This is a genomic window from Vibrio sp. CCUG 15886 (assembly GCF_028570825.1).
Taxonomy (GTDB): Bacteria; Pseudomonadota; Gammaproteobacteria; order Enterobacterales; family Vibrionaceae; genus Vibrio; species Vibrio vulnificus_B.
The window spans coordinates 108830-135409 of the sequence record NZ_JAQQBT010000001.1 but is presented as its reverse complement, the minus strand read 5'-3'; the positions used below and the strand labels follow the sequence as shown (position 1 = coordinate 135409).

General features: G+C 47.2%; 22 protein-coding genes. 6 read left to right on the top strand and 16 right to left on the bottom strand.

Going from position 1 to position 26580, the window contains the following annotated elements:
- Positions 1-25: 25 nt before the first annotated feature.
- Positions 26-859 carry a posphoenolpyruvate synthetase regulatory kinase/phosphorylase PpsR gene (gene ppsR, locus PQQ36_RS00630; protein WP_011081001.1) on the bottom strand — a complete coding sequence of 278 codons (834 nt, stop codon included), beginning with the start codon at positions 857-859 and terminating at the stop codon, positions 26-28.
- Between the two features lie 155 nt (positions 860-1014).
- Between ppsR and ppsA the strand changes: the two genes are divergently transcribed.
- Positions 1015-3405 (top strand): phosphoenolpyruvate synthase, encoded by a 2391-nt coding sequence (gene ppsA, locus PQQ36_RS00625; protein WP_273660167.1) that lies wholly within the window; start codon positions 1015-1017, stop codon positions 3403-3405.
- Between the two features lie 89 nt (positions 3406-3494).
- On the opposite strand, the gene PQQ36_RS00620 is transcribed toward ppsA, so the two are convergent.
- Complete coding sequence (locus PQQ36_RS00620) at positions 3495-4430, bottom strand: hypothetical protein (protein WP_040110620.1); 936 nt, start codon at positions 4428-4430, stop codon at positions 3495-3497.
- 241 nt (positions 4431-4671) lie between these two features.
- Between PQQ36_RS00620 and PQQ36_RS00615 the strand changes: the two genes are divergently transcribed.
- Positions 4672-5136, top strand: a complete 465-nt coding sequence (locus PQQ36_RS00615) for a DUF417 family protein (RefSeq protein WP_017422492.1) — start codon at positions 4672-4674, stop codon at positions 5134-5136.
- A gap of 82 nt (positions 5137-5218) precedes the next feature.
- On the opposite strand, the gene choV is transcribed toward PQQ36_RS00615, so the two are convergent.
- The 6 genes from choV to betI are packed head-to-tail and all read right to left on the bottom strand — an operon-like array spanning position 5219 to position 12090.
- Positions 5219-6412 carry a choline ABC transporter ATP-binding protein gene (gene choV, locus PQQ36_RS00610; protein ID WP_040110618.1) on the bottom strand — a complete coding sequence of 398 codons (1194 nt, stop codon included), beginning with the start codon at positions 6410-6412 and terminating at the stop codon, positions 5219-5221.
- Between the two features lie 2 nt (positions 6413-6414).
- Positions 6415-7257 carry a choline ABC transporter permease subunit gene (gene choW, locus PQQ36_RS00605; RefSeq protein WP_011151881.1) on the bottom strand — a complete coding sequence of 281 codons (843 nt, stop codon included), beginning with the start codon at positions 7255-7257 and terminating at the stop codon, positions 6415-6417.
- A 55-nt stretch (positions 7258-7312) separates the two neighbouring features.
- A complete protein-coding gene (locus tag PQQ36_RS00600) occupies positions 7313-8251 on the bottom strand; it encodes a choline ABC transporter substrate-binding protein (protein ID WP_015727669.1) in 939 nt (312 codons plus the stop codon).
- Between the two features lie 56 nt (positions 8252-8307).
- Positions 8308-9990: a choline dehydrogenase gene (betA, locus tag PQQ36_RS00595; protein ID WP_045597121.1), complete on the bottom strand. Its 1683-nt coding sequence runs from the start codon at positions 9988-9990 to the stop codon at positions 8308-8310.
- A gap of 24 nt (positions 9991-10014) precedes the next feature.
- The gene (gene betB, locus PQQ36_RS00590; protein WP_047111894.1) at positions 10015-11475 is read right to left on the bottom strand and encodes a betaine-aldehyde dehydrogenase; all 1461 of its coding nucleotides are present in this window, start codon (positions 11473-11475) and stop codon (positions 10015-10017) included.
- Positions 11476-11493: 18 nt separating this feature from the next.
- Positions 11494-12090: a transcriptional regulator BetI gene (gene betI / locus PQQ36_RS00585; RefSeq protein ID WP_047111893.1), complete on the bottom strand. Its 597-nt coding sequence runs from the start codon at positions 12088-12090 to the stop codon at positions 11494-11496.
- Between the two features lie 475 nt (positions 12091-12565).
- Between betI and PQQ36_RS00580 the strand changes: the two genes are divergently transcribed.
- Positions 12566-13399, top strand: coding sequence for a tetratricopeptide repeat protein (locus PQQ36_RS00580; RefSeq protein ID WP_370293232.1), 834 nt, complete (start codon positions 12566-12568; stop codon positions 13397-13399).
- 274 nt (positions 13400-13673) lie between these two features.
- On the opposite strand, the gene PQQ36_RS00575 is transcribed toward PQQ36_RS00580, so the two are convergent.
- Complete coding sequence (locus PQQ36_RS00575) at positions 13674-14339, bottom strand: M23 family metallopeptidase (RefSeq protein ID WP_047111892.1); 666 nt, start codon at positions 14337-14339, stop codon at positions 13674-13676.
- 500 nt (positions 14340-14839) lie between these two features.
- Here PQQ36_RS00575 and PQQ36_RS00570 point away from each other — a divergent pair, with 500 nt between their 5' ends.
- Complete coding sequence (locus PQQ36_RS00570) at positions 14840-17320, top strand: leucine-rich repeat domain-containing protein (RefSeq protein ID WP_225464691.1); 2481 nt, start codon at positions 14840-14842, stop codon at positions 17318-17320.
- A 55-nt stretch (positions 17321-17375) separates the two neighbouring features.
- Here PQQ36_RS00570 and PQQ36_RS00565 read toward each other — a convergent pair whose 3' ends face one another.
- The 4 genes from PQQ36_RS00565 to PQQ36_RS00550 all read right to left on the bottom strand — a co-directional run bounded on the left by PQQ36_RS00565 (position 17376) and on the right by PQQ36_RS00550 (position 21287).
- Positions 17376-18539, bottom strand: coding sequence for a D-alanyl-D-alanine carboxypeptidase family protein (locus PQQ36_RS00565; RefSeq protein ID WP_273660163.1), 1164 nt, complete (start codon positions 18537-18539; stop codon positions 17376-17378).
- 188 nt (positions 18540-18727) lie between these two features.
- Positions 18728-19246, bottom strand: coding sequence for an NUDIX hydrolase (locus tag PQQ36_RS00560; protein ID WP_011151870.1), 519 nt, complete (start codon positions 19244-19246; stop codon positions 18728-18730).
- A gap of 85 nt (positions 19247-19331) precedes the next feature.
- Positions 19332-20264 (bottom strand): exopolyphosphatase, encoded by a 933-nt coding sequence (locus PQQ36_RS00555; RefSeq protein ID WP_011082519.1) that lies wholly within the window; start codon positions 20262-20264, stop codon positions 19332-19334.
- A 165-nt stretch (positions 20265-20429) separates the two neighbouring features.
- Positions 20430-21287: a YdcF family protein gene (locus tag PQQ36_RS00550; protein ID WP_045619718.1), complete on the bottom strand. Its 858-nt coding sequence runs from the start codon at positions 21285-21287 to the stop codon at positions 20430-20432.
- 184 nt (positions 21288-21471) lie between these two features.
- Here PQQ36_RS00550 and PQQ36_RS00545 point away from each other — a divergent pair, with 184 nt between their 5' ends.
- Positions 21472-22842 carry an L-serine ammonia-lyase gene (locus tag PQQ36_RS00545; RefSeq protein WP_011151867.1) on the top strand — a complete coding sequence of 457 codons (1371 nt, stop codon included), beginning with the start codon at positions 21472-21474 and terminating at the stop codon, positions 22840-22842.
- Positions 22843-22863: 21 nt separating this feature from the next.
- Here PQQ36_RS00545 and PQQ36_RS00540 read toward each other — a convergent pair whose 3' ends face one another.
- Positions 22864-22998, bottom strand: a complete 135-nt coding sequence (locus tag PQQ36_RS00540) for a hypothetical protein (protein ID WP_017790018.1) — start codon at positions 22996-22998, stop codon at positions 22864-22866.
- A 212-nt stretch (positions 22999-23210) separates the two neighbouring features.
- Here PQQ36_RS00540 and PQQ36_RS00535 point away from each other — a divergent pair, with 212 nt between their 5' ends.
- On the top strand, positions 23211-24695 hold the full coding sequence (locus PQQ36_RS00535; RefSeq protein WP_045621160.1) for a peptide MFS transporter: 1485 nt from the start codon (positions 23211-23213) through the stop codon (positions 24693-24695).
- 90 nt (positions 24696-24785) lie between these two features.
- Here PQQ36_RS00535 and PQQ36_RS00530 read toward each other — a convergent pair whose 3' ends face one another.
- Together PQQ36_RS00530 and PQQ36_RS00525 are read right to left on the bottom strand one after the other, a co-directional pair.
- Entirely contained in the window at positions 24786-25571 is a 786-nt protein-coding gene (locus PQQ36_RS00530; RefSeq protein WP_045621162.1) for a phosphotransferase, read from the bottom strand.
- A gap of 114 nt (positions 25572-25685) precedes the next feature.
- Positions 25686-26564, bottom strand: coding sequence for a LysR substrate-binding domain-containing protein (locus PQQ36_RS00525; RefSeq protein ID WP_045621164.1), 879 nt, complete (start codon positions 26562-26564; stop codon positions 25686-25688).
- Between the last annotated feature and the right edge of the window lie 16 nt (positions 26565-26580).

Genomic DNA, 26580 nt, shown 5'->3' with positions numbered 1-26580 from the left:
TTGGGTTGTACGTTCCTAGGTCTGCTTAGAACAAGCGGCGCTTTAAGCCTGTTTTTTCGAGAACTCTGGTCGAAATCTCTTCAACAGACAGCGATGTCGTATTGATATACGGAATGGCTTCACGCCTGAACAAGGCTTCAACATTGGCCAGTTCATGCTGACACTGCTCAGTGCTTGCGTAATCGCTGCCGGCCAAACGGTTTTCGCGAATCTCGGTCAACCGCTCGGGATCAATCGTCAAACCAAACAATTTATGACGATGAATTTCAAACTCCGGTAACAGTTTCAGCCCCTTGATGTCGTCATCAATGTAAGGGTAATTCACCACCCGCAAACCAAACTGCATCGCCATGTATAAACTGGTGGGTGTTTTGCCACTGCGTGAAACGCCCAGCAAAATAATGTCCGCCAGCTCTAAACCTTTTAGCGAAATGCCGTCATCATGCGCCAAGGTGTACTCAATCGCCGCAATACGATCAAAATAGGTATCGGTGTCTTTTCCGACACTGCGCGAGCGTTGTAGCTTTGGCGTTGGTTCCATTTGGATATCATCTTTCACCCGCTGCACAATGCTTTCCAAGACATCGTAGCAATACGCTGGAGACTCCATTAGACGCGCTTTGAGATCAGGCAATACCAGAGAAAAAAACACAAGAGGTTTTATCCCATTGGTTTGGAATGAAATTTCAATGTGTTTGATTAATTCAGTGAGTTTCTCTTCACTTTCGACGAATGGAAAGGTTTTCTCATTGGCCACAAAGGGGAACTGCCCCAAAACGACGTGCCCTAACGTTTCACAGGTAATTGCCGTTCCGTCAGAAACGTAGAACACATCACGACTTTGCTTTTCTGTTTGCATTTTTGTTTAAAACTTAAAAATATTTTGAGTAGGATGTTAACCATAATACAAATAATAAACCCAGGCATGCCATTACGTGCCCCACAGCTTTGAAAATTGATTTCTCTTTTTTTGAGCCTTCGCGTAATCGTTTGCCTGTCCCTACGAAAGCTGCAATGTTTCTGGAGAAAGACATGCAAAAGAACACCCTCTGGTTCAATAGCCTATCCATGGAAGATGTCGATAAGGTCGGCGGTAAGAACGCATCTCTTGGCGAAATGGTGTCTAACCTCGCCAATGCTGGTGTGTCGGTACCTAACGGTTTTGCGACAACCTCATACGCTTTTAACCAGTTCCTTGACTACGAAGGACTGGATGAGCGTATCCACCAACTGCTGGATGAACTGGATGTCGATGATGTGGACGCTCTGCGTAAGACAGGCGCAACGATTCGTCAATGGGTTTTAGAAGCCCCATTCCCTGCTGACCTCGAGCAGGACATCCGTGAAAATTACTCAACACTGACCGATGGAAACGATGAAATTTCTGTCGCGGTCCGCTCTTCTGCGACCGCGGAAGATCTCCCCGACGCGTCGTTTGCTGGTCAACAAGAAACCTTCCTTAACGTACGTGGTATCGATGCGGTATTAGAAGCAACGAAACACGTTTATGCATCCTTATTTAACGATCGCGCGATTTCGTATCGCGTCCATCAAGGATTTGACCACCGAGGCATTGCGCTTTCGGCGGGCATTCAGCGCATGGTACGTTCAGACAAAGCGGCTTCGGGCGTGATGTTTACGCTGGATACCGAATCTGGCTTCGACAAAGTGGTGTTTATCACTTCTGCTTGGGGCTTAGGTGAAATGGTCGTGCAAGGTGCGGTGAACCCTGATGAGTTCTACGTGCACAAACCGCTGCTTGAAGCGGGCCAAGCCCCCATTGTGAAGAAAACCTTTGGTTCTAAACTGAGTAAGATGATCTACGCCAACAGCCAAGTGATTGGTAAGCAAGTTGAGATTGTCGATACCTCAGAGGCTGAGCGTAACCAGTTTTCCCTCACCGACGCTGAAATCATTGAACTGGCCAAGCAAGCGATGATCATTGAGAAGCACTACCAACGCCCAATGGACATTGAGTGGGCCAAAGATGGCATTGATGGTCAGCTTTACATTGTGCAGGCTCGTCCTGAGACGGTCTGCTCTCAGTCTGACGCTAACGTCATCGAGCGCTATGAATTGAGCCACAAAGCGGAAGTACTGATTGAAGGCCGAGCCATTGGTCAACGCATTGGTTCTGGTGTGGTGCGTTTGGTGGATTCATTGGATCAAATGTCTTTGGTTCAAACTGGCGATGTTCTTGTCACGGACATGACAGACCCAGATTGGGAGCCTGTGATGAAGAAAGCCTCAGCGATTGTCACTAACCGTGGTGGCCGTACTTGCCACGCAGCTATCATTGCGCGTGAGCTCGGTATTCCGGCCATCGTGGGTTGTGGCAATGCAACCAGCCAACTGACGGATGGTGATTTGGTCACCGTCTCCTGCGCAGAAGGCGAAACCGGTTATGTCTACCAAGGTCAACTCGATTTTGAAGTACGCCGCTCATCGGTTGATGAACTGCCAATGCTGCCAACCAAAGTGATGATGAACGTGGGCAACCCAGATCGCGCATTCGATTTCGCGCAAATCCCGAACGAAGGTGTCGGCCTTGCTCGCCTTGAATTCATCATCAACAAGATGATTGGTATTCACCCGAAAGCGCTGCTCAACTTCGACCAACAATCGGAAAGCTTGAAGGCCGAAATCACCCAACGCATTCGTGGTTACCAAGACCCTATCGACTTCTACGTCAGCAAGTTGACGGAAGGGATTGCCACCATCGCCTCAGCTTTCTGGCCAAAACGTGTGATCGTGCGTATGTCCGACTTTAAGTCTAACGAGTACAGTAACTTGGTCGGCGGTAAAGCCTACGAGCCGCATGAAGAGAACCCGATGCTCGGTTTCCGTGGTGCTTCACGCTATATCTCTCCAGTGTTTGAAGATTGCTTCGAGCTTGAAACTCAAGCGATCAAGCGCGTTCGCAATGAGATGGGCTTGAAGAACGTCGAAATCATGATTCCATTTGTTCGCACGCCAAGTGAAGCGGCTCAGGTGGTTGACCTACTTGCGAAGTTCGATCTTCGCCGTGGCGAGCAAGGGTTAAAAGTGATCATGATGTGCGAACTGCCTTCCAATGCCGTGTTGGCCGATGAGTTCCTCAAATACTTTGATGGTTTCTCGATCGGTTCAAACGACATGACCCAACTGACCTTGGGCCTCGATCGTGACTCTGGTGACGTCGCGCATCTGTTTGATGAGCGTAACCCAGCCGTGAAAGCGATGCTGAAAATGGCGATTGATGCCGCAACCAAAGCGGGCAAATACGTCGGTATTTGTGGACAAGGCCCATCAGACCATGAAGATTTCGCTGAGTGGTTGATGGAACAAGGCATCAGCTCCGTCTCGCTCAATCCAGATACGGTGATCGATACTTGGATTCAATTGGGCAAAGCGAACCAAAAGTAAACGCTCCCTCTACCTAATGAAAAAGCGCCATTGTGGCGCTTTTTTGTTCGCTTTGTTTCACAAATAGATCGAAGAGCTCTGATAGAGCATTATTGAGCGACGGCCTTATCAACATTGTCTGTCGGTCTTGCAAGTATCTCAGTGGCGCTTTGATCATTGCGCTCTGCCAACGGCACATTGATTTTAATGCCCATAAACCAAGCTTTGTCCGTAATACTGCTAAACTCTTCGTTGGCAGAAAATCCCCAAGCATGCCCAACTTCAAACGCAAGTGAAGTCTTACTTTCCGTCTTATATTCCAACATCATCCCCGTTGAAACTAGCCCCATCGCCCCGGCACCGTCTCCGGTATCCGAACTACTACTGGAAATACCAGCAGAGATCATCGGCCCCCAGCTATAGCGGTCATAGAAATGGCCAGCGCCAAAACGCCAAGGGAAATACATTGAGATAAAATCAAGACTGACATCTAAGCCACCATCTTTGAACAGATCGGCTTTACCTGCTTTGTCTTTTTCACGCTCAAAATAGACACGCGTGCTTGGGTCAAAAAATCGCAGTTCAAAACAGCCGTGGATAATACGAAAGTCCACAAGCGAACACTTCCACTCTGAGGCCACAGCTTGTGACAATCGATATCCATCAGAAACGCTCACTTCACCATTAATAATCAGATCATTGAGTTTGGCGAAGTCAAATTCGCCTTCTGGGTTATTCACTTTGTATAGACGGTCTATTTTGTCAACGCTATAGGGGATCGGCTTGTTGCTTCGCTTATAAAACTCCAACTCCTCGCTGACTTGATGATATCGCTTCATTGCTTGCTGCTTTTGCTTCGTTTGTTCTTCGGTGAGATTGGTTGCAAACCTTACACTCTCTATCGATTGCTTTAGCCTGCTCTGCTCTAGTTTTAAGTCATCCACCCAATAGGGGGCACTTTCTGGTTTTGTATAGGTTTTCGAACTGCTGCAACCAGCAACCATGATCAATAGTGCGATAGATAAAACAAATCGGATACTAGCCATAATATGTCCTTATTTTTATTAATGACTTTACAAGCCTAGACATAGGTAGCCGTTCACTTTTGAGAATTTATAAAACTTAGCCTTAAGTCCAAGTTCGTCACGGGCGTAGCATCGCCGATTTCATATCAGTAATGTCGATATAACCGCATGAAGAAAATCAGAATCATTTCCTTTGGCGTGAGAAATTTTTTTCCTCCACCCTCGGTCATCTTGATGCTATTTATTGTGGAGAAAAAGCAAAATGAAAAAACAAAACACTGACTTAGGCACACAAGGCCTAGGCTATCTTCTTGGTGTATTTGGGGTGGTATTGGTTTTATTATGGATTGGTGTTTATAAGTTTACCCCAACAGAAGCCAAGCTTATTGAACCCTTGGTCGTGAACCATCCATTAATGAGTTGGTTGTATAACCTCTTCTCTGTACAAATGGTCTCTAACTTTATCGGCGCAACGGAAATTATTGTTGCGATTGGTTTGGTTATCGGTCTGAAGAAACCGCAGATTGGTTACTGGTCTGGCATTGCAGCTAGCGTTATTTTCGTTGCAACACTGAGCTTTTTGCTCACCACACCCAATGCGTGGAAAGTCTCAGATGGGATTTTGGTCACGAACTTCTTCCTAGTGAAAGATATTCTGTTTCTTGCGGTAGCAATCAGTGTAATTGAGCGCAGTAAGGCATTGATGTTGAAGGAACAACAATCTTAGTCCCCTTCAAAACAACCAAGATGGTTTGCATGACAAACCATCTTGGTTTCTTACTCCGCTATTGATTGAGTATCATTAAAAACTACGCCAAGCCATTCGCCGATGCGCTGCTTTGGTAATTGCCAAGCAATGCCTGATAGATATGTTCCGTATCGAGCACGCCAACAAATTGATCATCTTCTGCCAACAAAATCGGCTGCCTGTTTTTCTTTTTCAACGCGATCATCTCGCGCATATCCAGATCGGGTGAAGCGACAAGAAGCACATTGTCATCAACCACTGGATCTTGCTGCTCACAAGGCCAAGCCAGCAGACGCTTGTCTGAATTGCGTAAGGTCATCTGCTTGTCCGACTGCTCCAACCACAAATCCTGCCTACCACACACTTGCCATGCGCCATCAGTCTGCGTCAATGATTCTTTGCTGAGCATCAAAGTACGACCTTTCAGAACATTGAGAGGATTGGTGTGGGCCACGAAATCCTTCACATAATCGGTTTCTGGAGACAACACAATCTCTTCTGGCGCGCCATGCTGTATCAAGCAACCGGATTCCATGATCGCAATATTGTTGCCAATTTTTAGCGCTTCGTCTAAATCATGGCTGACAAAGAGAATGGTTTTGTTCATTTTTTTCTGCAGTTGAATCAGCTCATCTTGTAACTGAGCGCGAATCAACGGATCTAGGGCGGAAAAAGGTTCGTCCATCAAGAGAATATCGGTGTCCATCGCGAACGCTCTCGCTAGGCCAACGCGTTGCTGCATGCCTCCCGACAGTTCATGTGGATACTTATCCTGCCATTCCGAAAGCCCCACCATTTCAAGCTGTTCTTTGGCTTTTTTACGGCGTTGCTTTTTCGCCATACCTTGCATTTCTAGGCCAAACGCAACATTGTCGAGAACCGTGAGCCAAGGCATCAGCGCAAACTTTTGGAAAACCATGGAAACACGATGCGTTCGTAAATGCCTTAACGTTGCGTCGTCACATTGCGCTAGGTCGACCTGTTGGTCCCCATCTTTTATACGCAACGACCCACGAGAAATGCTGTTCAAGCCGTTCACCGCTCGCAATAAGCTCGACTTACCTGAACCGGACAAACCCATCAATACACAGATTTCGCCTTCTTTGATGGATAGAGAAACCTTGTTCACCCCCACCACTTGGCCTGCTTCATCAATGATTTCTTGGCGCGTTTTACCTTGATCGAGCAGCGCCAAAGCGTGCTCTGGCTTATCGCCAAAAACCACATCAACATTCTCAATTGTAATGGCATCCATGATTAGGCCTCCTTCTGCTGAGGTGTTTTACAAAGGCGATCCAAAATTATCGCCACCAGAACGATCGCCAAACCGGCTTCAAAACCTTGAGCGATGTTCACTGTGTTGAGCGCGCGAACCACAGGTTTGCCTAATCCATCCGCACCAACGAGCGCAGCAATCACCACCATAGAAAGCGACAACATAATGCACTGAGTAATACCGGCCATTATGCTAGGCAAAGCGGCAGGCAGTTCTACTTTAAGCAGTAACTTCAGCCGGTTAGCGCCAAAAGCTTTGCCCGCTTCAACCAACTCTTCCGGCACTTTGGTAATGCCGAGGTAGGTCAAACGTATCGGCGCGGCGATAGCAAAAATAATGGTTGAGATAAGCCCTGGTACAATACCTAAGCCAAATAACACCAAGGTAGGAATCAAGTAAACAAAAGTCGGCACGGTTTGCATCAGGTCAAGTATTGGCCTTAGCAAGGTGTATATCCAACGACGATGCGCAGCCATGATCCCAATCGGCACACCAATTAATACGGAAATCGTTGTCGCGGCGAAGACCAAAACAAAGGTTTCCAGCATTTCTTGCCAGTAGCCAAGATTTAAAATGGTCAGCAGAGCCAAGACCACAAAGAGGACTAACCCAATACTGCGATGCAGAAACCAAGCGATCAGTGCTGTAGCGATAATTGGCATCGCTGGCGGCATCCATTTAAACAGGTCCACGACGAATAAAATGATGCTTTCCAAAAAGAAAGCGACAGCATCAAAGAAACCGGCTGCGTTGAGTGTTAACCAATCGACGCCCATTTCCATCCACTCACCGAACGGGAGTTTGTTTTCAGTTATAAAGTTCACTGTATTGCCTTTGTTTTGTTGGGCGGGCTGTCGATTGCCCGCCTGTCTTTATCTCTTAAGCTTGTGTGTTTACGTAGTCAATCACGGCTTGAGCTGCCGGTTTGCCCTCGAGCGTTTTTACGCCTTCAAGCCACGTTTTTATCTGCTCAGGATGTTGTTTTAGCCAGTTCAACGCTGCTTTGGCAGGTTTCTCTTTTTGGTTGAGAATCGCTTCCATGAGCTGGTTTTCCATCTCTAAGCTGAACGTTAGGTTTTGCAGTAACTGACCCACATTCGGACACGCAGAGAGATAACCCTCTCGCACATTGGTGTAGACATTGGCGCCGCCGTAGTTTGGCCCAAAGAAGTCATCCCCTCCCGACAGGTACACCATCTCTACATTGCTATTCATTGGATGCGGAGCCCAACCCAGATAGACGATCCATTGGTTTCGGCGCACTGCTCTCGCCACTTGCGACACCATGCCTGCTTCACTGGATTCCACCAAGCTGAATCCTTTTAAATCAAAGGCGTTTTGGTCAATCATGCTTTGAATTAGGCGGTTGCCATCGTTACCGGGTTCAATACCGTAGATACGATTTTTGAACTTATCTGCATACTTGCTGATATCGGCAAAGCTCTGCACGCCTTGCTCATAGACATATTTAGGTACCGCTAAGGTGTACTTAGCGCCTTCAAGATTGGCTTTGACAGTCTCCACTTCCCCTGAATCTCGGTATTTCGCGATATCCCCTTCCATGGTTGGCATCCAGTTTCCGAGAAAGACATCCACATCACCGTTGGCCATTGACGAGTAGGTCACAGGAACAGAAAGCAGATCCGTTTTGGTTTGATACCCCATTCCTTTGAGCAGCTGACTAGTCACTGCGGTTGTTGCGGTGATATCGGTCCAGCCGACATCCGCAAAACGGACTGTTTGGCATTGATTGGCAGCGGCGGTAAACGAAAAGGCACTCAGGGCCATGATTGAAAGTGTTTTTGTCGTCATAGACATTGTTTTTTCCTTGTAATGATTACTGACTTTTATGAGGGCACGCTGTTTGGCGTGGCTTATCTCATCGGCTCTCCAGTCCGCTGCTGAGTTTCCCAACTCGGGGCTAGCCAAACCTTCGAGCGCTGCGGAGGCAACGGCTGTTTATGCAAAATTAAATCAGCGGCTCTTTCCGCCACCATGATGGTAGGCGCATTAAGATTGCCGTTAGGAATAGTGGGAAAAACGGATGAATCCACTACGCGCAGGTTGGTGATTCCTCGTACACGACACTCTTCATCGAGCACCGCCATTGGGTCATCATCTGCGCCCATTTTGCATGAGCACGAAGGGTGATACGCGCTCTCAACGTTCTCTTTCACCCACTGATCGATTTCCGCATCGGTCGCGACATTGATGCCGGGCTGTATCTCTTCACCACGGAACTCATCCATTGCTGGCTGCGCCAAAATTTCGCGAGTAAGGCGGATACAATCTCGCCAATCTTGACGATCGCGCTCGGTCGATAAGTAGTTAAACTGAATTTTGGGTTTGTCCAATGGATTGGCTGAGACGATCTCAACACGGCCTCGGCTCTCAGGCTTGTTTGGCCCAACATGAACTTGGAAGCCATGACCATCAAAGGCGGCTTGTCCATCGTAACGCATTGCCGCGGGCAAAAAGTGGTACTGAATATTCGGCCATTTCAAACCTGCACGTGAGCGAATAAAGGCGCAAGACTCGAAGTGATTGGTCGCCCCAAGCCCTTTACGCGTTAAAATCCACTCGGCTCCAATCAACCCTTTGCTGAACCAGTCCAATTTTCCATTCAAGGTGATGGGTTTTTGACAATGGTATTGGAAATAGACTTCGAGATGGTCTTGTAAGTTTTGTCCAACGCCTGGCAGATGGTGAACGGGCGTCACCCCCGCCTTCTCAAGTACCGTTTTAGGGCCAATGCCAGAGAGCTGTAACAGTTGCACCGAACCAATCGAACCCGCACTGGAAATCACTTCATTTTTGGCAAAACAAGTACGCAGTTCGCCTGCCAGTTCAAACTCGACCCCTACGGCACGCTTTTCTTCCAGTAAGATACGTTGAACCACAACGCCTTTGATCAGTTTGAAATTGCTTCTTTTTTTGGCACGGCTTAAGTATGCGTTTGAGGTTGAAGCTCGCACACCATTTTTAACCGTCATATGCATCGGACCAAAGCCTTCTTGTTGGTAGCCATTGTAGTCCGATGTTTCTGGATATCCGGCCTCCTTACCTGCGTCAATGAACGCGCGATAGAGTGGATTCAGCGTCATCTTATTGCCAGCACAGGTACTTAATGGCCCATCGCCACCGCGATACTCATCTTCCCCGTCAATCCAGTTTTCTGCTCGGCGAAAATACGGTAGACACGCTTGGTAATTCCAACCTTTTGCACCCTGCTCTTCCCATTCATCAAAATCACAGGCGTGACCACGAACATAAACCATGCCGTTGATGGAGGAACTGCCCCCGAGCACTTTCCCTCTTGGGCAATGTAAACGGCGGCCATCTAAGTCCGCTTCTGCATCGGTTTCAAATTGCCAAGCGTACTTCTCTGAGTTCATAGGGTAAGAGAGCGCCGTTGGCATTTGAATGAAAATACTCTTGTCGGAACCGCCCGCTTCGAGTAATAAAACACTGTGATCACCACTCTCTGATAGTCGATCCGCTAGCACACAGCCAGCGGAACCCGCACCGACGATAATGTAATCGTAGTGTTGCTGCATCTTTTTCTCCTAACTATTGATTGATTAAGCGTAAGGGGAGTCGAACGCACCCAGTTCGACAAACACGCTTTTGGTCTGCGTATAGTGCAGTAACGTCTCTTGACCATTTTCGCGGCCAATGCCCGACAACTTGTAGCCCCCCACCGGCATCTCTGCGGGTGAATTTCCCCAAGTGTTTATCCAGCAAATGCCCGCTTGCAGTTGGTGAATGACTCTATGGGCTTTGGATAGATTCTGCGTAAATACCCCAGCGGCCAAGCCGTATTGGGTGTTGTTCGCGCGAGCAATGACTTCATCTTCGTCATCAAACACCAGCACCGACATGACAGGTCCAAAGATTTCATTTTGCACATGAGGCATCTCATCGCGGCAATCGACAAAGACGGTAGGCGCAACAAAACACCCTTTCTCTAGCCCTCTTTCCGTCACTTGGAAACCACCAGTGAGCAACGTTGCACCGCTCTCTTTCGCACTCGAAATAGCACTGAGTACTTTTTCTAGATGCGATTTAGAAATCAGTGAGCCAATTTGCGTTTCCATGTTCATTGGATCGCCGACAATGAGCTTTTCCGTGCGCTCTTTTAGCTGTTCAACAAACGCGTCGTACATCGCTCGTTGAACATAAACTCGCGTGCCATGGGTACACACCTCACCTTGAGTGTAAAAATTTGCCACCATTGCTGCCGAGACAGCATCATCAAGATCGGCATCATCGAAAATAATCAAGGGCGATTTCCCCCCCAATTCCATGGTGACGGGTTTGAGTGTCGCTGCACTATCGGCCATCACTTTCTTGCCCGTGCCTGACTCACCGGTAAATGAGACTTTGTCGATTTCAGGATGCGCGGTGAGCATTTGCCCAACACGATAGTCCCCTTGAACAACGTTAAACACGCCATCAGGCACGCCCGCTTGCGTAAAGAGTTCAGCCAGTTTGAGTGCCGAAAGTGGCGTTTCTTCTGAGGGTTTAAAGATCATCGCGTTACCAGCTGCTAATGCAGGCGCGGCTTTCCACATTGCAATTTGAATCGGGTAATTCCAAGCGCCGATGCCGGCACAAATGCCCAGAGGTTCTCTTCTGGTGTAAAAAAACTGATTGGAACCAAGGGATTGTTGCTCGCCACCTAAGCCATTCACTAATCCAGCAAAATACTCGATAACATCTGCGCCTGTGGCAATGTCAACCACACTCGCTTCTTGAATTGGTTTGCCCGTATCGCGCACTTCCAACTCTGCTAGTTCATCATTGTGATCGCGAATCAGCTGCGCCGCTTTGAGTAAGCATCGGCTGCGCTCGGCAGCGCTCATAGATGACCACACAGAAAAGCCAAGCTTCGCGCTCTCGATGGCGTGAGCTAACACCCTTTCGTCGGCTTGCTCAATGTGCGCTAACACTTCTCCGCTTGCTGGATTTAAGGTCGCAAAAGATTCGCCAGTGTCACCAACGAAAGGCTTCCCTCCAATGTAATGTGCTGTAACTTCCATCTGAAATTTGACTCTAGGTTATTGTTGTGAATAAAACGTGAGCTGTTTTTCTAAATAATCGTTAATAATGATGCGCGCTTTGTTCGCATTAATACCTTCAGGATTAAGCGCTCCACGCAGCCAGATCCCGTCGATAAGCGCGGCAATGCCTTGGGCGACAATGTCGGCTTGCTCTTTGCTCATCAACGCTTTGAGTTCTCGCTTTAAATGTGAAAGCAAGCGCTTTTCATTAACGCGCTGTAAACGCTTTAACGCTTCGTCATGCATGGAATAAGACCAAAACGCCAACCATGTTTTGATCACCTTGCTTTCAGATTGAAAGCCAACGAAATTAGCATCCAATATCGCGTTGATTCTCTGCATATGCGCCTGCTTCGGTAGTGAATTCAAGCGTTTTGTTGCATCACAAGATAACTGCCTCAAAATATCGCGCATCGTTTCTTCAAGCAGTCCATGCTTACCACCAAAGTAGTGGTTGATGATGCCACTAGAGACACCCGCCTCTTGGCTAATCAAAGAAACACTGGCTCCCTGCAAGCCCACACGGTCAATGACCGTCATGGTCGCACTCACTAATTGTGGCCTGCGAATCTTTGGCATTCCCACCTTGGGCATCCGTGTTCCTTTTTTTATTTGAACGATTAGTTAAATTAAAATGGCACAAAAATAATTAGATCTCAAACCATAAAGCCACTTTTACCGTCGATCATAAAGCTCAATCACCCAACAAAACTCATACACAACTCAACACATCCAACGCCACTCGCGCACAAAAACCAAACAAAAACGAAATTTTTAACGTGTTGTTTTTAAAGAAAAGTAGCCAAGCCTAGTAACAAAACACGACAATTAACACCCAATTCACCAATTAACCTTCATTTGTTAACAAATAAAAAATTAAAAGAAATTTACTTAGACATCGAATCATTTAACGTTTTAGAATTGCCCTCTCTTAACTGAGTGAGAGATGGAGTATTGGATGGTGGGCGAAAGCAGTTCTGTGCATTCTGCTTTTCGTTATTCACACTCCGAACCGCTATTCGCACAACATACCTAAAGGTGGAGCCGTCCTTCTATGCGAGTTTTATTCATGTTTATGATGCTAATCAGCATCAACTTGCCCGCACAGGCCGAGCAGCAAACGTATTCCGACAGCGAGTTGCTCGATAGGCCATTAATGGAGAGATACATCCTTGATGAGCTCAAATCGCTAAGACAAGATCAACAAGACTTAGAAAAGCGATTAACCGTTCAGTTTACCGAGCGCGAACTCTCAGTAGCCGATAAGTCACTGAACTATGCCAATGTGACAGTGACTTACTTCTTCTACATCATTGCCGGTGTTGCTTCTCTTGTCGCCTTTGTTGGCTGGCAATCATTAAGGGAGTTAAAAAACAACACCAAAGCAATGGCCGATAAAAGGCTGGAAACCATTGCAGAAAAGTATGAGAAGAAGTTCATTGCGTTAGAAAGAGATTTGAAACGCAAAACACGCATCATCAGTGAAAACAACCGAGAGATCGAAATCATCAATGAGATTCATAACCTCTGGTTGAGAGCGCAAAGTATGCCAACCGCTGAGCAGCGTATTGATGTGTACGATGAGATTCTGGCGATAAGGCCGGGCGACTTAGAGGCCGTCACCTACAAAGCCGATGCTGCAATGGAAATCAAAGAGTACAACTGGGCACTCAGTCTTTGTAACCGCGTACTGGATATGGACAGTTCTAATGCCCCCGCGCTCTATCAAAGAGCCTGTGCATATTCTCGTCTGGGTTTGGAAGAGCAGTCGATCGAAGATCTCGAAAGAGCAATCGAAGCAAGCCCATCGATACGTGACCTCATCGCCAATGAGCCCGATTTAGAACCATTACACGGTAACCCAAGCTTTGATCGCATGCTGACAAAAGGGCAAGAGAGTTAATTTAGAAGGCTAGAAAGGTCGAATCTAGTCGTAACTCATGGAGATACAACTCGAGGCAAGGAATGCCTCGAGTTGCTGTTCACTACAAGCCAAAAAAGCGTGTGAACCATGTGATTTCACCAAACGCAATTAAGTCGTAAATAGTGAAGAAGATTGCGCAGATTACCGCAAGTTTAATGAGCTTAATGGCAATTAACATCCTACTTTCTTCCATCATTTTCGTTGCGCACAGTGTAGCGGAAAGGTGAATAGAAACAATCAAAACAACCTGTGGTTAGCTTTGATTCCATCTTACCGTTTGAAGAATAAACCGCTCGGGATCGATAAAACCGCTGAAAATGGGATGTCGCTCCGTGTACCCAGCCATCCAACGCTCATCACCACGGCTTGAATAATCCGCTTTTTCTCCCAAACGTAACGCAAAATGCAAATGAGAGACCGTACCTATCCCATAGCTCTCTGAAGGCTCGGCAATATAGCCGACAATATCCCCTCGTTTGACTGGCCCTAGATCCACCATGTCACTTTTGAGAGATAAATGGCCATAAAGCGAATATAACGACTCCTTGCTATGGTCAATAACCACGAGGCCTGCGTAGCCATCCATTTCACCTGAAAAGCTCACAACACCATCCGCCACTGCGTACACTGGCGAACCTGGTTCTACCCGATAATCTATTGCTGCATGATAGAGGTTTGGAAATCGAGGGGAGGTATTAAAAGACGCATAGTTTTGCAATAAAGAACGATTATCGAGTGGGAACAAATACGGTTGATTCATCACATCGACCACAACCTGCAACTCGCCATGTACATCGTCTAACTCTTTCTCCGCTTTAACACGGTAGTTCTCTGAGTATGTTTTTGCGCCCCAAAACAAAAAAAACATAACTAAAAGCGTGACAAACGTCCATGTCAGCTTCTTACTTCGTTGATTCATCTAGCCATCCATTTCTTATAGATTTAATAATGTAACCTGAACTCAGGTTAATGAGCCTAAATCGTCTAAAGATGACATTGCCAGAGCGAGCGTGGATTTGTTGCGTGTAATAACCGGCGACAACAGCAATTTTCTATTCGACCCTCTGGAATGGAAATCATAGACCCCTAATAAAACACGCTGCACCGCTTTGCCAACACATCAAGAAGTGATTTAGGAATAAACACACCTTTCACCGTCCGATCATTGTCAAAAAACAACCTAACACAACCATAGTGACTGCAATTTTCGAGCTGATTCACTCATCCAGCGCACCGTTAACCGATTGCTGCGACTGATGTTCATCCTCATCAAACATCAAACGGCGAATAAATCACCAACACTTTTACGACTCACTTCACAATTAAAGCCAAATGCAATCGATTACACATTCACGATAACAATGCTCAGATGGTTTTATATGCAACAGAATAATTTATAAAATAACCAGAGAGAAAGTGATGATTAGAACCTTTGTAATATCCGGAATTTTGTTGCTCATAACCGCATGCGGCGGTGGGTCTTCTGGCGATAACACCTCAACAGCGCCCCCTTCCAGCCGAGATTTATCCGTCGAACTGGGTCAAGACCTTTTCCACAATGCCAATGACACCATAGAACTCGTTCCTCAATACCAGCATGACAGCGCATTTCCCCCCACGTTTCAGTGGCGACAAACCGAAGGTCCTAGCTTAGATGCCTCCCCTTTTGACCAGAAAAGCCTTAAGTTCACCCTTCCATCTGTCGCGGTAGAAACCACCATCGCGTTTGAACTGACGTTAACCGACGCTCAAGGCAACCAAGCGCAAGATACGATTCGCATTACCATCAAACCCACTCCTCAGCCACACAACCTCCCTCCTACCGTGCAAGCAGGTTCGCCCTTTAGTGTAGAAGAAGGCGCCTTTGCCGACGGACTGAGTGTCACCGCCCGAGATGAAGACGGACAGATAGAAAAAATCGAATGGCGACAAACGGGTGGCCCGACGGTGTCCCTCTCGAATGTCAATTCAGCTTATCCAAAGTTCAAAGCACCTTTGGTAAATAACGATACGGATCTGGTGTTCAGCGTCACCGTGACTGACAACTTAGGGGCAACCGCGCAAGACCAACAGATCGTCACCGTACAGGACAGCGCGCTCAATCAGCGTCCGCAAGTTTCAGTTGGAGAAGATAAAGCCGTCGTAGAAGGCACCGACGTGACGCTCACGGCACACGCCACTGATGCAGATGGCAACATTGTCGCTTATCGCTGGAGACAGTTATCGGGACCAAGCGTCACGCTCAATGACGCCACTCAAGCCAATGTGACCTTTTCTGTACCGACGCAATGGACGCAAGGCGATAGCATCGGCTTAATGGTTACAGTGACAGACAATCAAGGCGGCATTGGCAACGCCAGAATAACGCTTGCCATCACTGCCGCAGAGCACAGCTTTAACGCCATTGAATACCTCGATCCAGAGCTCAAACGTTGTGTGGATCAGCACCGTACACTGAAAGGGTGGCAGAATACACTCGAGGTGACGGAACTTGACTGCGCTTCTTCTTTCCAAATCAATACCAGTCGCGATTTGGTCCACTTTACCAACCTTGCAAAATTGACCATCAAGTCACGTCTGTTTACCGATTTTTCTTCGGACCATGTACCCAACATTGAAAGTTTGTCGTTCCAAGGTTCTGCACTGAAAACACTCGACTTCTCGGGCAATAAGTCGCTTCGTTCACTGACGTTAGTCAGTATTAACACGCTGCAAAGCCTCGCCCTATCGCAAAACTTTGCTCTGACACAACTGACGGTCAATGGCAGTCAGATAGCAGATTTAGATTTGAGTCAGCAAGCCGCTTTGCAATCCTTGTCCCTTCATATGGCAAGGCTGAATCAACTGCAATTGGCAAACATGCCGGATTTAACCACGCTCAAAATCACCGGAACACAGCTCACCCAGTTTACTGCGCCCCCTCTACCGCAACTACGCACCTTGAACGTGAGCGACAACAAACTGCAAACCTTGGGGGTGACAGAGTTACCCGCTCTGACTGCTCTCTATGCGGGCAACAATGCACTGACGGAACTGAGCTTAGCCAACAACCTCGCGCTCACCGACGTTCGCGTGTCGAAAAACCCGCTTTCGACACTCAATATTCGGCCACTTCTTGAGTTAGAAAGATTAGAGATTAGCGAAACCGACCTCACCACCATCGACTTTTCGCAAAGCCAGAAAATAGCGGCGCTTCTGGCAAGCAATAGCACTCAATTGCACACCCTATATGGCCCGCTCCTCCCCATCAAAGAAATCGATCTGAGTCATACTCGCGTCACCGATATCGACTTCAATCAGCTTCAAGAGGGTATGGTGTTGATTGGGGCGTCTGGGAAGGGGCTCACGCAGTTTAATGCGGCGCGATATCCGAACCTGCGAACGCTCTATATCGCAGATAACGCACTCACCTCCTTGGCGTTATCGCACAATCCGCAGTTGCTTCTGCTTGATGCAAAAAACAACCAGCTCGCTCAACTCGACTTGAGTGCGAACCCAGAGCTGGCGGATCTGGATGCGGCTCACAATCGACTCACTTCCGTTCAATTGGCCGAAGGAAGCCGATTGAGTTTCATCGTGCTTTCTCACAATCAGTTGAAAGACGTGGACTTGTCTCCAGCAGTCAATGTTTTTGATGTGGAAGTTCAAAATAACCCATTGGTGAACATCAAGTTATCGGGGCTGCGTCAATTACGAACTTTGGATGTGTCAAACTCTGATCTTGTGGATCTCGACACACCGACAGCGGCAAGTTTTTGGTGCCTGAGAGCGGAAAATAACCGCTTCAGTACCCAACTGCTTGAACAACTGGCGCTGTTTGACCAAATGCTTGGCAAGGTATTTTTGACAACGCCCATGAGCAAAAGCACCTTAAATGACGAGTGCCACGCGCACCTTTAATAAAACAAAAGCCGTGAAAGGCGACCTTTCACGGCTTTTGTCGTTTGCGACAAGATTAAAACAGATTGCTCAACCAACGCTTAAACCAATCGGTAATGCGTTTAAACAGCCCACCTTGTTCGACGGATTCTAACGCCACAAGGTCGACCTCTTTCACCACCTTATCTTCAACTTTATAAATCACCTGACCAACCACCTGATCACGCAAGATTGGCGCTGATAAGTCCGGCAGATAAATCAGCTCAGCTTGAAGCTTTTTGGTATCCCCTTTGGGTAAGGTAAGGAAAATGTCCTCTTTAAGACCAACGCTTAACTGATTCTTCTCTCCCATCCAAATTCGAGTGTCTGCCAACGGCTGATTCGCTTTCGTTGGGGAAACCGTATCAAAGAAGCGGAAACCGTAGCTCAGCAGTTGTTTGCTCTCTGCTTCACGGCTTGAAGTGCTGTTGGACCCCATCACCACCGAAATTAAGCGCATGTTGCCACTGGTGGCAGACGTCGCCAAACTGTAACCAGCGCCACTGGTGAAGCCTGTTTTCATGCCATCCACGGCAATACTTCGGTCTCGCAGCAATCCATTGCGGTTGTATTGCGTAATGCCATTGTAAGTAAATGAGGTTTCACTGTACATCGGGTAAACGCTAGGCAAATCACGAATGATCGCCTGCCCCAACTTGGCAATCTCACGTGGTGTTGAATAGAGACCGGTGCTATCCAAGCCATGAGGGTTGGTGAAGGCGGAGTTTTGTAAACCAAGCTTGTCGGCCCACGAGTTCATCAAACTGACAAACGCATCTTGGCTACCGGCCACATGCTCGGCGATGGCGACACTCGCGTCATTACCCGACTGGATGATCAGACCTCGGTAGAGATCTTCCAAGCTCACAGAAGTACCGACTTCGATAAACATTTTCGAAGAATCTGGGAAGTTTTTTGCCCATGCGTTACGGCTGATCACCACTTGATCTGAAAAGCGAATGTTGCCGCGATTCATTTCTTGCCCCGCCACATACGCCGTCATCAATTTGGTTAAACTGGCAGGATTTAACTGAGTATCGGCATTTTTGGCGACCAATACTTCCCCTGAATGGTAATCCATCAGCACATAGCCTTTGGCACCCAAAGCGGGAGGATCGGGAATGACGGTCGGCGCGGCGTGAGCGGAAAATGCCATAACGCTGGCACACAAAGCGGAAGTAAGAGAAACAATAGATTTCATGAAAGCAGCCATCCGTTAAATTAGACTTTCTCGAGTATATTCAAGGGAGTTTTGCTTACAGCCTCTCTGTTACTAATGGTTACGTTTCTTCGAAAAATGTCTCAATTTGTCTGAAAAACCCATTAACTGGCGAAAAGAAGTGAACAAATGCATAGTTCAAATCTATTGTTCTCCATATTTTATCGTCGTTACAGCAATTCTTTGGCGATGAGACGCAACAGGAAAGTTTCGCGTTCTATGCTCATGCCTTTTTTGGGGCTTTCCGCCATGGTCTGCTCATTATGCGCAATGGCTTGATGGATATTGACCCAAAGTGGCTTCATGCCATTTTTCACTTCGTATTCCTCAAAGCGCGTTTCGCCTAACTCTCGGTCAATCTTGCAGGTGTAGCAGTAAGAATGCATGTGCATCACGTTTGCTTCTCCTTTGTACCAAGGACGAAACTCTTCATAGATGCCAAATGGTTTGATGTTGTGGATGTTCTTTGCGCCAGTTTCTTCTTCAAGTTCGCGAACCAACCCGGCGATCACATCCTCTCCTTCATCGATGCCCCCACCCGGAATGGTGTAATCGTGGTAGCGCTCGGTGTAGAGCAATAAAATATCTTCACCATCGACACAAATGGCGCGTGCGGCGCTGCGTTGGAAAATGATTTTTTCGTCTAGATGTTCGATATCGGGGTGAATCGTTGTTTTCAGATGTCTCATGAGAAAAACGCGCTGTGCTGAAGTCCAAAATTAATTTGGCGGCATACTAACAAAAAAAGCCTCGCGAATGCGAGGCTATTGGTCTTTAACCGTCCCGATTTATCTGCTCAATCAGTTCAGCTTGAACGCGCTCTGCGTCTTCAATGTTGATCTGACAGGTCCCCGCGGCTTGGTGCCCCCCACCGCCATATTTCAACATCAATTCGCCCACGTTGGTTTTAGAGCCTCGATCGAAAATTGATTTACCCGTTGCGAAAACCACGTTTTGCTTTTGAAAACCCCACATTTTATGGATCGAAATATTGCAGTCAGGAAACAGGGCATAAATGATGAAGCGGTTGCCTGCGTAAATGGTCTCTTCGTTGGTGAGATCCAACAGCACCAAATTTTTATACACCGTGGCACAACGTTGAATCTGCTCTTTGAACTTAATTTCGTGTTCGCGATATAAATCAATGCGTTCTTTGACATCTGGCAAGTCTAGAATTTGCTCGATGGTGTGATTCTTACAGTAATCAATCAAGTCCATCATCAAGTTATAGTTGGAAATGCGAAACTCTCTGAAACGCCCTAAGCCAGTACGCGCATCCATCAGAAAATTGAGTAAGTTCCACCCTTTTGAGTCCAAAACGTCATCACGGCTAAACTGCGCAGAGTCACCTTTGTCTACCGCTTCCATCATTTCAATCCATTCAACGGGGAACACCGAAGTGCCACCATAGTAATCCCACACCACTCGTGCGGCAGATGGGGCATTGGGGTTGATAATATGATTTGCATGGCGACCACGATTACGAATGGTTTCTGAGAGATGGTGGTCGAACACTAAGTGTGCTTCTGCGACATAAGGCAAGTTGGTAACAATATCGTTTTCCGTAATATCAATCAGGCCGTCTTGCATATCTTTGGGATGGACAAATTTTATCTCATCAATCAAATCTTGTTGTTTTAATAAAACAGCACAAACCAAGCCGTCAAAATCACTGCGGGTTACCAAACGGAATTTTTGTTGTGACATTTACATTTCCTTTGCCAATGATGGGTTGCGATACGATAACCGCAGAGCGAAAAGTGACGCAACAAACCTGTTAATATCAATGGTAAAAATCGGAGCTTCACCACTTGAAACTCTTCTAAGCGTAGTCGAGCGTGCGCTAACTTCCAAATTGCTCAATAACGTTTATCAGTCCCTTAAAGCTTGTTCCGGATCAAAGCGACGATTTAGCCCCACTAAGGTGCGGTTAAAACCACGAGCAATCTGAGAAATCGTTGCCGGCTCTTGCTCAATATCGCTCTCTTCTATCCACTGCTGAAGCTGCGCAAAATCGTGATAATAAGCAGAAAATTCCGCATGTTGTGCTAGCACAGAACGAATGGCCCTTAATGCTTCTTGGGCTTTTTGGTAGGGGATACGGCGCACCTCTTTTAATGGCCGCTGAAACACGCCACGCGCTACCCCTTCCAGGTACACTCGGTATGTGGTGAGCTCATCAATCAACAAAAACAGTTGTGCTTCGCCGCCGACATTTGGATACGGCACGCTAACATGCGCCTCCAGATCATGGCGAATATCAAGATGCACACCGTGTTGAGCGCAGCGCTCGCGCAACACTCGCAATAGCCCTTGCTCATCCATTAATTGTTGGATTTCAAAGATACGCTTGAGATGGTAATCATTGGAAACGAAAGTGACTTTCAAAACGCTGCCCTCTGAACACTGGCCACTTTGGATCAGCAAACGAGACACTTCAAAAATGTTCTCCACTGTGCTGGTCGAGCGCTCTTCCAGCAAAATGTTCTGAGCCGAAAAAGTCAGGTTATTCGCATGGCAACGCTGTTGGAAGTAATCGAACATAGCAATGGCTTCTGAGCGAGTCTGCCCTTGTGTGACGCCACCACAAAATGCAATACGACTCCCTGGTTCAATCTTTCCCGAAGCCATTGCCTCAACCAAAGCGTCTACTCGGCTAACGCCTTCTGGCGTTAACGCATTTTTAAACAGTCTCTTACCCAGCACGATGACCAGACGTTTCTCTTCCATTATTTACAGATCTCTCGTTTTAAACACATCACTCTCATCTTCTGCTGTACTTTTGTTCAAGCTGAGGCTATTTTCACCGCATTAAGATTCATTAACAAAATTTCAACATACATACTCAAGATGAACTGGTACAACTCACTGCTTCATCCATACTTACTAGCAGGTTGTCAGATAGGAAATCATTATGCTGTCGATTTTTGATATTTTTAAGATTGGCGTTGGCCCTTCAAGCTCTCACACCAATGGTCCCATGATTGCGGGGTATCAGTTTACGCAATTGTTGGCAAATGATCTTGATAAAGTGCAACGAATTCAGGTCGATCTCTACGGTTCTTTATCGCTAACAGGAAAAGGTCACCACACCGATCGCGCCGTCATTTTAGGGCTGTTAGGCAATCGCCCTGATACCATCCGTATTAGCAGTGCCAATCAAGCGATGCGCCAAGCCATTCACGAAGGGCAGCTCTCGCTACGTGGTGAGCGCTTTATTGAATTCGACTTTGCCAGTGACATTCTCTTCCATACCGAAAACCTACCACTGCACGAAAATGGCATGACCATCAGTGCCTTCGATGAACAGCAGCAGCGCCTTCACTTCGAGACCTACTACTCCATTGGCGGCGGCTTTATTGCGACCGAAGATGAACTGAAAAATGGCAAGCAAGAATCCGCTGTGAAGGTGGATTTCCCCTTTAGAAATGCCGATGAAATGCTAGAAATGGCGGAAAAGAACGGGCTTAGCCTTGGAGGAATGGTGCTGCGCAATGAGCAAATGTTCCACGATATGGACACCATCGATGCCAAAGCTGAGCAAATTTGGAAAGTGATGAGCCTGTGCATGAAGCGCGGTTTTGAAACCGAAGGCATTCTTGACGGTGGTTTAAACGTCACTCGCCGTGCACCCAACTTGCTGAAAAAGCTCGAAGCCAATGCCGCGATTGAAAACGATCCGATGGAAATCATGGATTGGATTAACTTGTTTGCCTTTGCCGTCAGCGAAGAAAACGCGGCCGGTGGCCAAGTGGTCACCTCCCCGACCAACGGCGCAGCAGGTGTGATTCCAGCGGTATTAATGTACTACCACAAGTTCATCAAAGAACTCGATACTAAGCAGTTGAAAGACTTCCTTGCTGTATCTGGCGCAATTGGCATTTTGTACAAAACCAATGCTTCGATTTCAGGAGCAGAAGTGGGCTGCCAAGGTGAAATTGGTGTTTCCTCCTCAATGGCTGCGGCGGGATTGACCGCATTACGGGGTGGCAGCAACGAGCAAATTTGCATTGCCGCAGAAATCGCGATGGAACATTCACTCGGCATGACGTGCGATCCGATTGGTGGCTTGGTTCAAGTGCCGTGCATTGAACGCAATGCGATGGGCGCCATGAAAGCGATAAACGCTTCGCGCATGGCCTTAAAGCGCACAAGTAAGTGCCTCATCTCATTAGATAAAGTTATCGAGACCATGTACCAAACGGGTAAAGATATGAATAAAAAATATCGAGAAACCTCGCTCGGCGGTTTGGCGCTGATTCACATGGCGCCTCCGTGTGAATAGCCTGTCACTTCATCAAATTGACTAAATAAACATCACAAAGGGTAGCGCTGCTGCCCTTTCTTTGTATGGCTTACGCACAAACTCAGTGCCCCCTCTCTTCTTCCCTTTTTCTGCGCGCTTTTGCTTACCAATACCAATACATTTGTGAAATTTCACAAAAAACTACCGTTAGTTTCATCTGACGAATATTATCCCAATCAATACATTTGATTTAGAACAACCCATTAGTTAAGCAATCGTTTGTCATTAGAAAATGTAGTGCAAAACTTTTACTTTGTGCGACAATTGTTTCAAAATATTACACACCATTAATATACAATAAATCCAGTCATAACCACTGCAAATAATCCAACAGTGAGCAATAAATTATGTGGAATAAACTAAATAAATCCATGATGTTCTGCCAAATGATGTTTGGCTTGTCATTTTACGGCGTGCTCGTTAGCTTAACGCGCTTTTTCTTAGAGGATCTGAATTACAACGAAGCAGATACAATGATGATCGTCGGCGCATTCTCCGCCATCGGTCCACTGTTTGCGATTGCGGGTGGCTTTATCGCTGATAAATTTTTAGGCGCATATCGCTCATTGTCTATTGCATTCCTTGCGTTCTCTTCTGGCTATGTGCTGTTGGTGCTGGGCGCATCCGCCAGTAACGTTCCCCTTTCAATGTGCGGTATCGCGTTGGCCAGCTATGGCCGTGGCTTGATGTCTCCATCCTACCCAAGCCTGTACAAGCGCACTTTCAACTCTCAAGAAGATTTTGAAAAGGGCTACCCTATCAACTATTCCGTTAACAACGTTGGGGCATTCTTAGGTCAATACCTCTTCCCCATGCTGGTGTTGGTCATTGGCTTTAACGGCGGCTTCGTCATTTCAGCCGTGATGGCAGCAGCGGCACTGGTCACCTTGATTATTTTCCGCAAAGGCTTGGTGGGTGTCGCAACGGATCTGGATAGACAGTCCGTGAGTGTAAAAAACTGGATCTTCTTTGCCGTGATTTCTGCAGCCATGATTGCGTTGGTGTTCTTCATGTTCTCAAACATGGCGATTGGCCAAAACATCGTTTACGCCATTGGCGGCGCAGCCATTCTCTACTTCATCTCTTTGATGTTTAAAGTGAGCAAGTCAGAGTCATTGAAGATGGGCACCATCTTAATCGTGACATTCCTGACCACATGTTTCTTCGTCTACTACGGTCAGATGATGACATCGATGAACATGGTGGCGATCAATACGCTAAAAGGCGACCTCTTTGGTTTCATTCCACTTGAGCCAGAAGCGGCCATGGCGATGAACCCATTGTGGTGTATGGTGGGTGGTCCTATCGTGGCAGGTTTCTTTGCAATGCTAGAGAAGCGCAACATCTTCCTCTCAACAGCAACAAAGATTGCTTTGGCGTTTGTTTTAACCGCCATAGCCTTTGGTATCCTGACCTTCGCCGTCATCAATATCAGTGAAGATGTGATCATCCTGCCAGAGATTTTCCTCGCGATTCACTTCTTCCAAGCGATTGCTGAAGTTATCGTGGGCTCAATGGTGGTGGCGTTTATCCTATCGGTTGCACCAAAACACATTGAGAACTTCTCTGTCAGCTTGTTCTCTGTGGCGCTTGCGCTCAGTGGCATCGTTGGCGCGGTATTCTCTACTTCTATCGCCCTAGAGAAAGGCCAAGCAATTACGCAAGAGATCGTGCAAACGGTTTACGGTGATTACTTCCAATTGCTCACCGTACTAGCGGTCGTCATGGTGGGTGTAGCGCTGGCGGCCTCTTGGGTGATTCGTAAGATGCTTGATGCAGCAAAAGAGAGCGAACAGCCTGAAGTACTGGCCGAAGCTGAAATGCAAGGTTAATCACTGACGCATTCTAAACGAAACAAGCCCGCATTTTTGCGGGCTTTTTGATCGTACGATGCCATAATTCGTTCTTCGCGTTTGAGTCGTTTATCTCGCGAGGCCTTGCAGCACTCCTTGGGTGATCGCATGGCGATATTTATTGAGATAGTCGATGTCATTCAGATAGGCCAAGTGATGGCCTTGCGCGATATTTTCTGCGAACTGTGCATTGCCTTCACTGGCCTGGGTTCGCATGTAATCCACCAGTGCGGTCAACCTTAACGTCATGGTTTCGACCAGTTCTTCTCGCTGTAAACGACTGCATTCATAGGAATCACAAAATATCCGTGCGCGGCTAATTTGCTCTTCTAGACTGCCAAGCTTATCTGTTTCATCCGTTTTAAACGGCGCCCAGCCATAAACCGCAAAGGCAATGTCCCAAATTCTTGGCGCTGGGTGCACGGTATCAAAATCAAACACACCAACCACCACCTCTTCTTCAAGCACGACGTTGTAAGGCATAAAGTCACCATGGCAGATCACTTCTGCAGGCTGCCTTGCTGGCAGCATCCAGTGTAGGTTCTCACGCGAATGTAAACTGAGAAAAGATTGTGATGCGTCATGCAGGTTTCGCAGTAGGCGAGCCGCTGATTTGAGAGCATTGATTGACGTGATTTTGCCGCTTAACGGGTAGTTATAGCAGTCCCCTTGCACAAAGCTGACGGTTTCGCGATCTTGCTCAAGATCCAACGGCTCTGGGCAAGCATGAAACCCATGCTGATGCAGATGCCGCAACAGTTGATGGACTGTCACGGTTGATGCGCTCGCCGGACGAGTTACATGATTTCCTTGTCGCAAAATGACCCCTTCTCGGCCACCATTGAGTACTTCCATTTCACGCCTCCCGCTTTTGTTCCGCACCACATACAGCGGAAAAATATCGGTGAGATAGTAACAACGAATACCTTTGATTCGAAAAGAGCAAACGCGTAATTTGTCTGCCGCCTCTCAGCGATTTTTGCAACAATCTGTAAGCCAGTGAACAAACGCATCCACTTGAGGTTTGTCTGCGTTTCGTACAATCAAATGATGTGCGCCAGCACTGGGCATCGACCACTCTCCCACTTGAACCAAGCTGCCTTGGCGTAAGTGGTCATCCACCAATAAATCTCGTACCAACAGCACACCCAGTTGATGCACTGCCGCTTCGATGGAGAGTGTCGAATGGTCAAACTCTAAAGCCATTTTGCCGCAGGCGACGGAGACTTCATGATAGTCAAACCAGCGTGGCCAGGTTTCCACATACCCACTGGTCGCCAAGCGAGGCACATTTTTGAGATCATCTAACGTGGCTATCGGATTGAGTTGCAGAAAGCCGGGGCTCGCGACCAATATCCAGTTTTCCTCTGTTAATTTCGTCACTTGATGGTATTGCCAATCACCATAGCCATTGATGATCTCGACATCTGCCGTGGCGCTGTTATCAGGTAAAGTATTTGATGTTGTGGAAATTTTTAGCGGCCATTGTGGATAGCGACGTCGAAAATCGCCCAAACGTGGTAACAGCCATTGCAAGCAGAAGCTGTGCGCCACGTGTAAAACCAATTGCCCATTTTGCCTACGATTGAACAATTGCTCCGTGGTCACCGCCAATTGCTGAAAAAGATTGGAAACCACAGGCAAATAATCTCTCGCCGCCTCAGTGAGGACCAACTGCGCGCCGTGCCGCTCAAACAAAATCGCCTCTAATTGAGATTCAAGTGCTTTCACTTGCTGACTCACGGCAGCACGGGTGACGTTTAACTCCTCCGCCGCCTTGGTAAAACTCTGCAATCGCGCAGCGGCTTCAAACGCTTTCAGCGCATTCAGTGGTGGTAGGCTTTGCATTCAGTACTCTCACTTG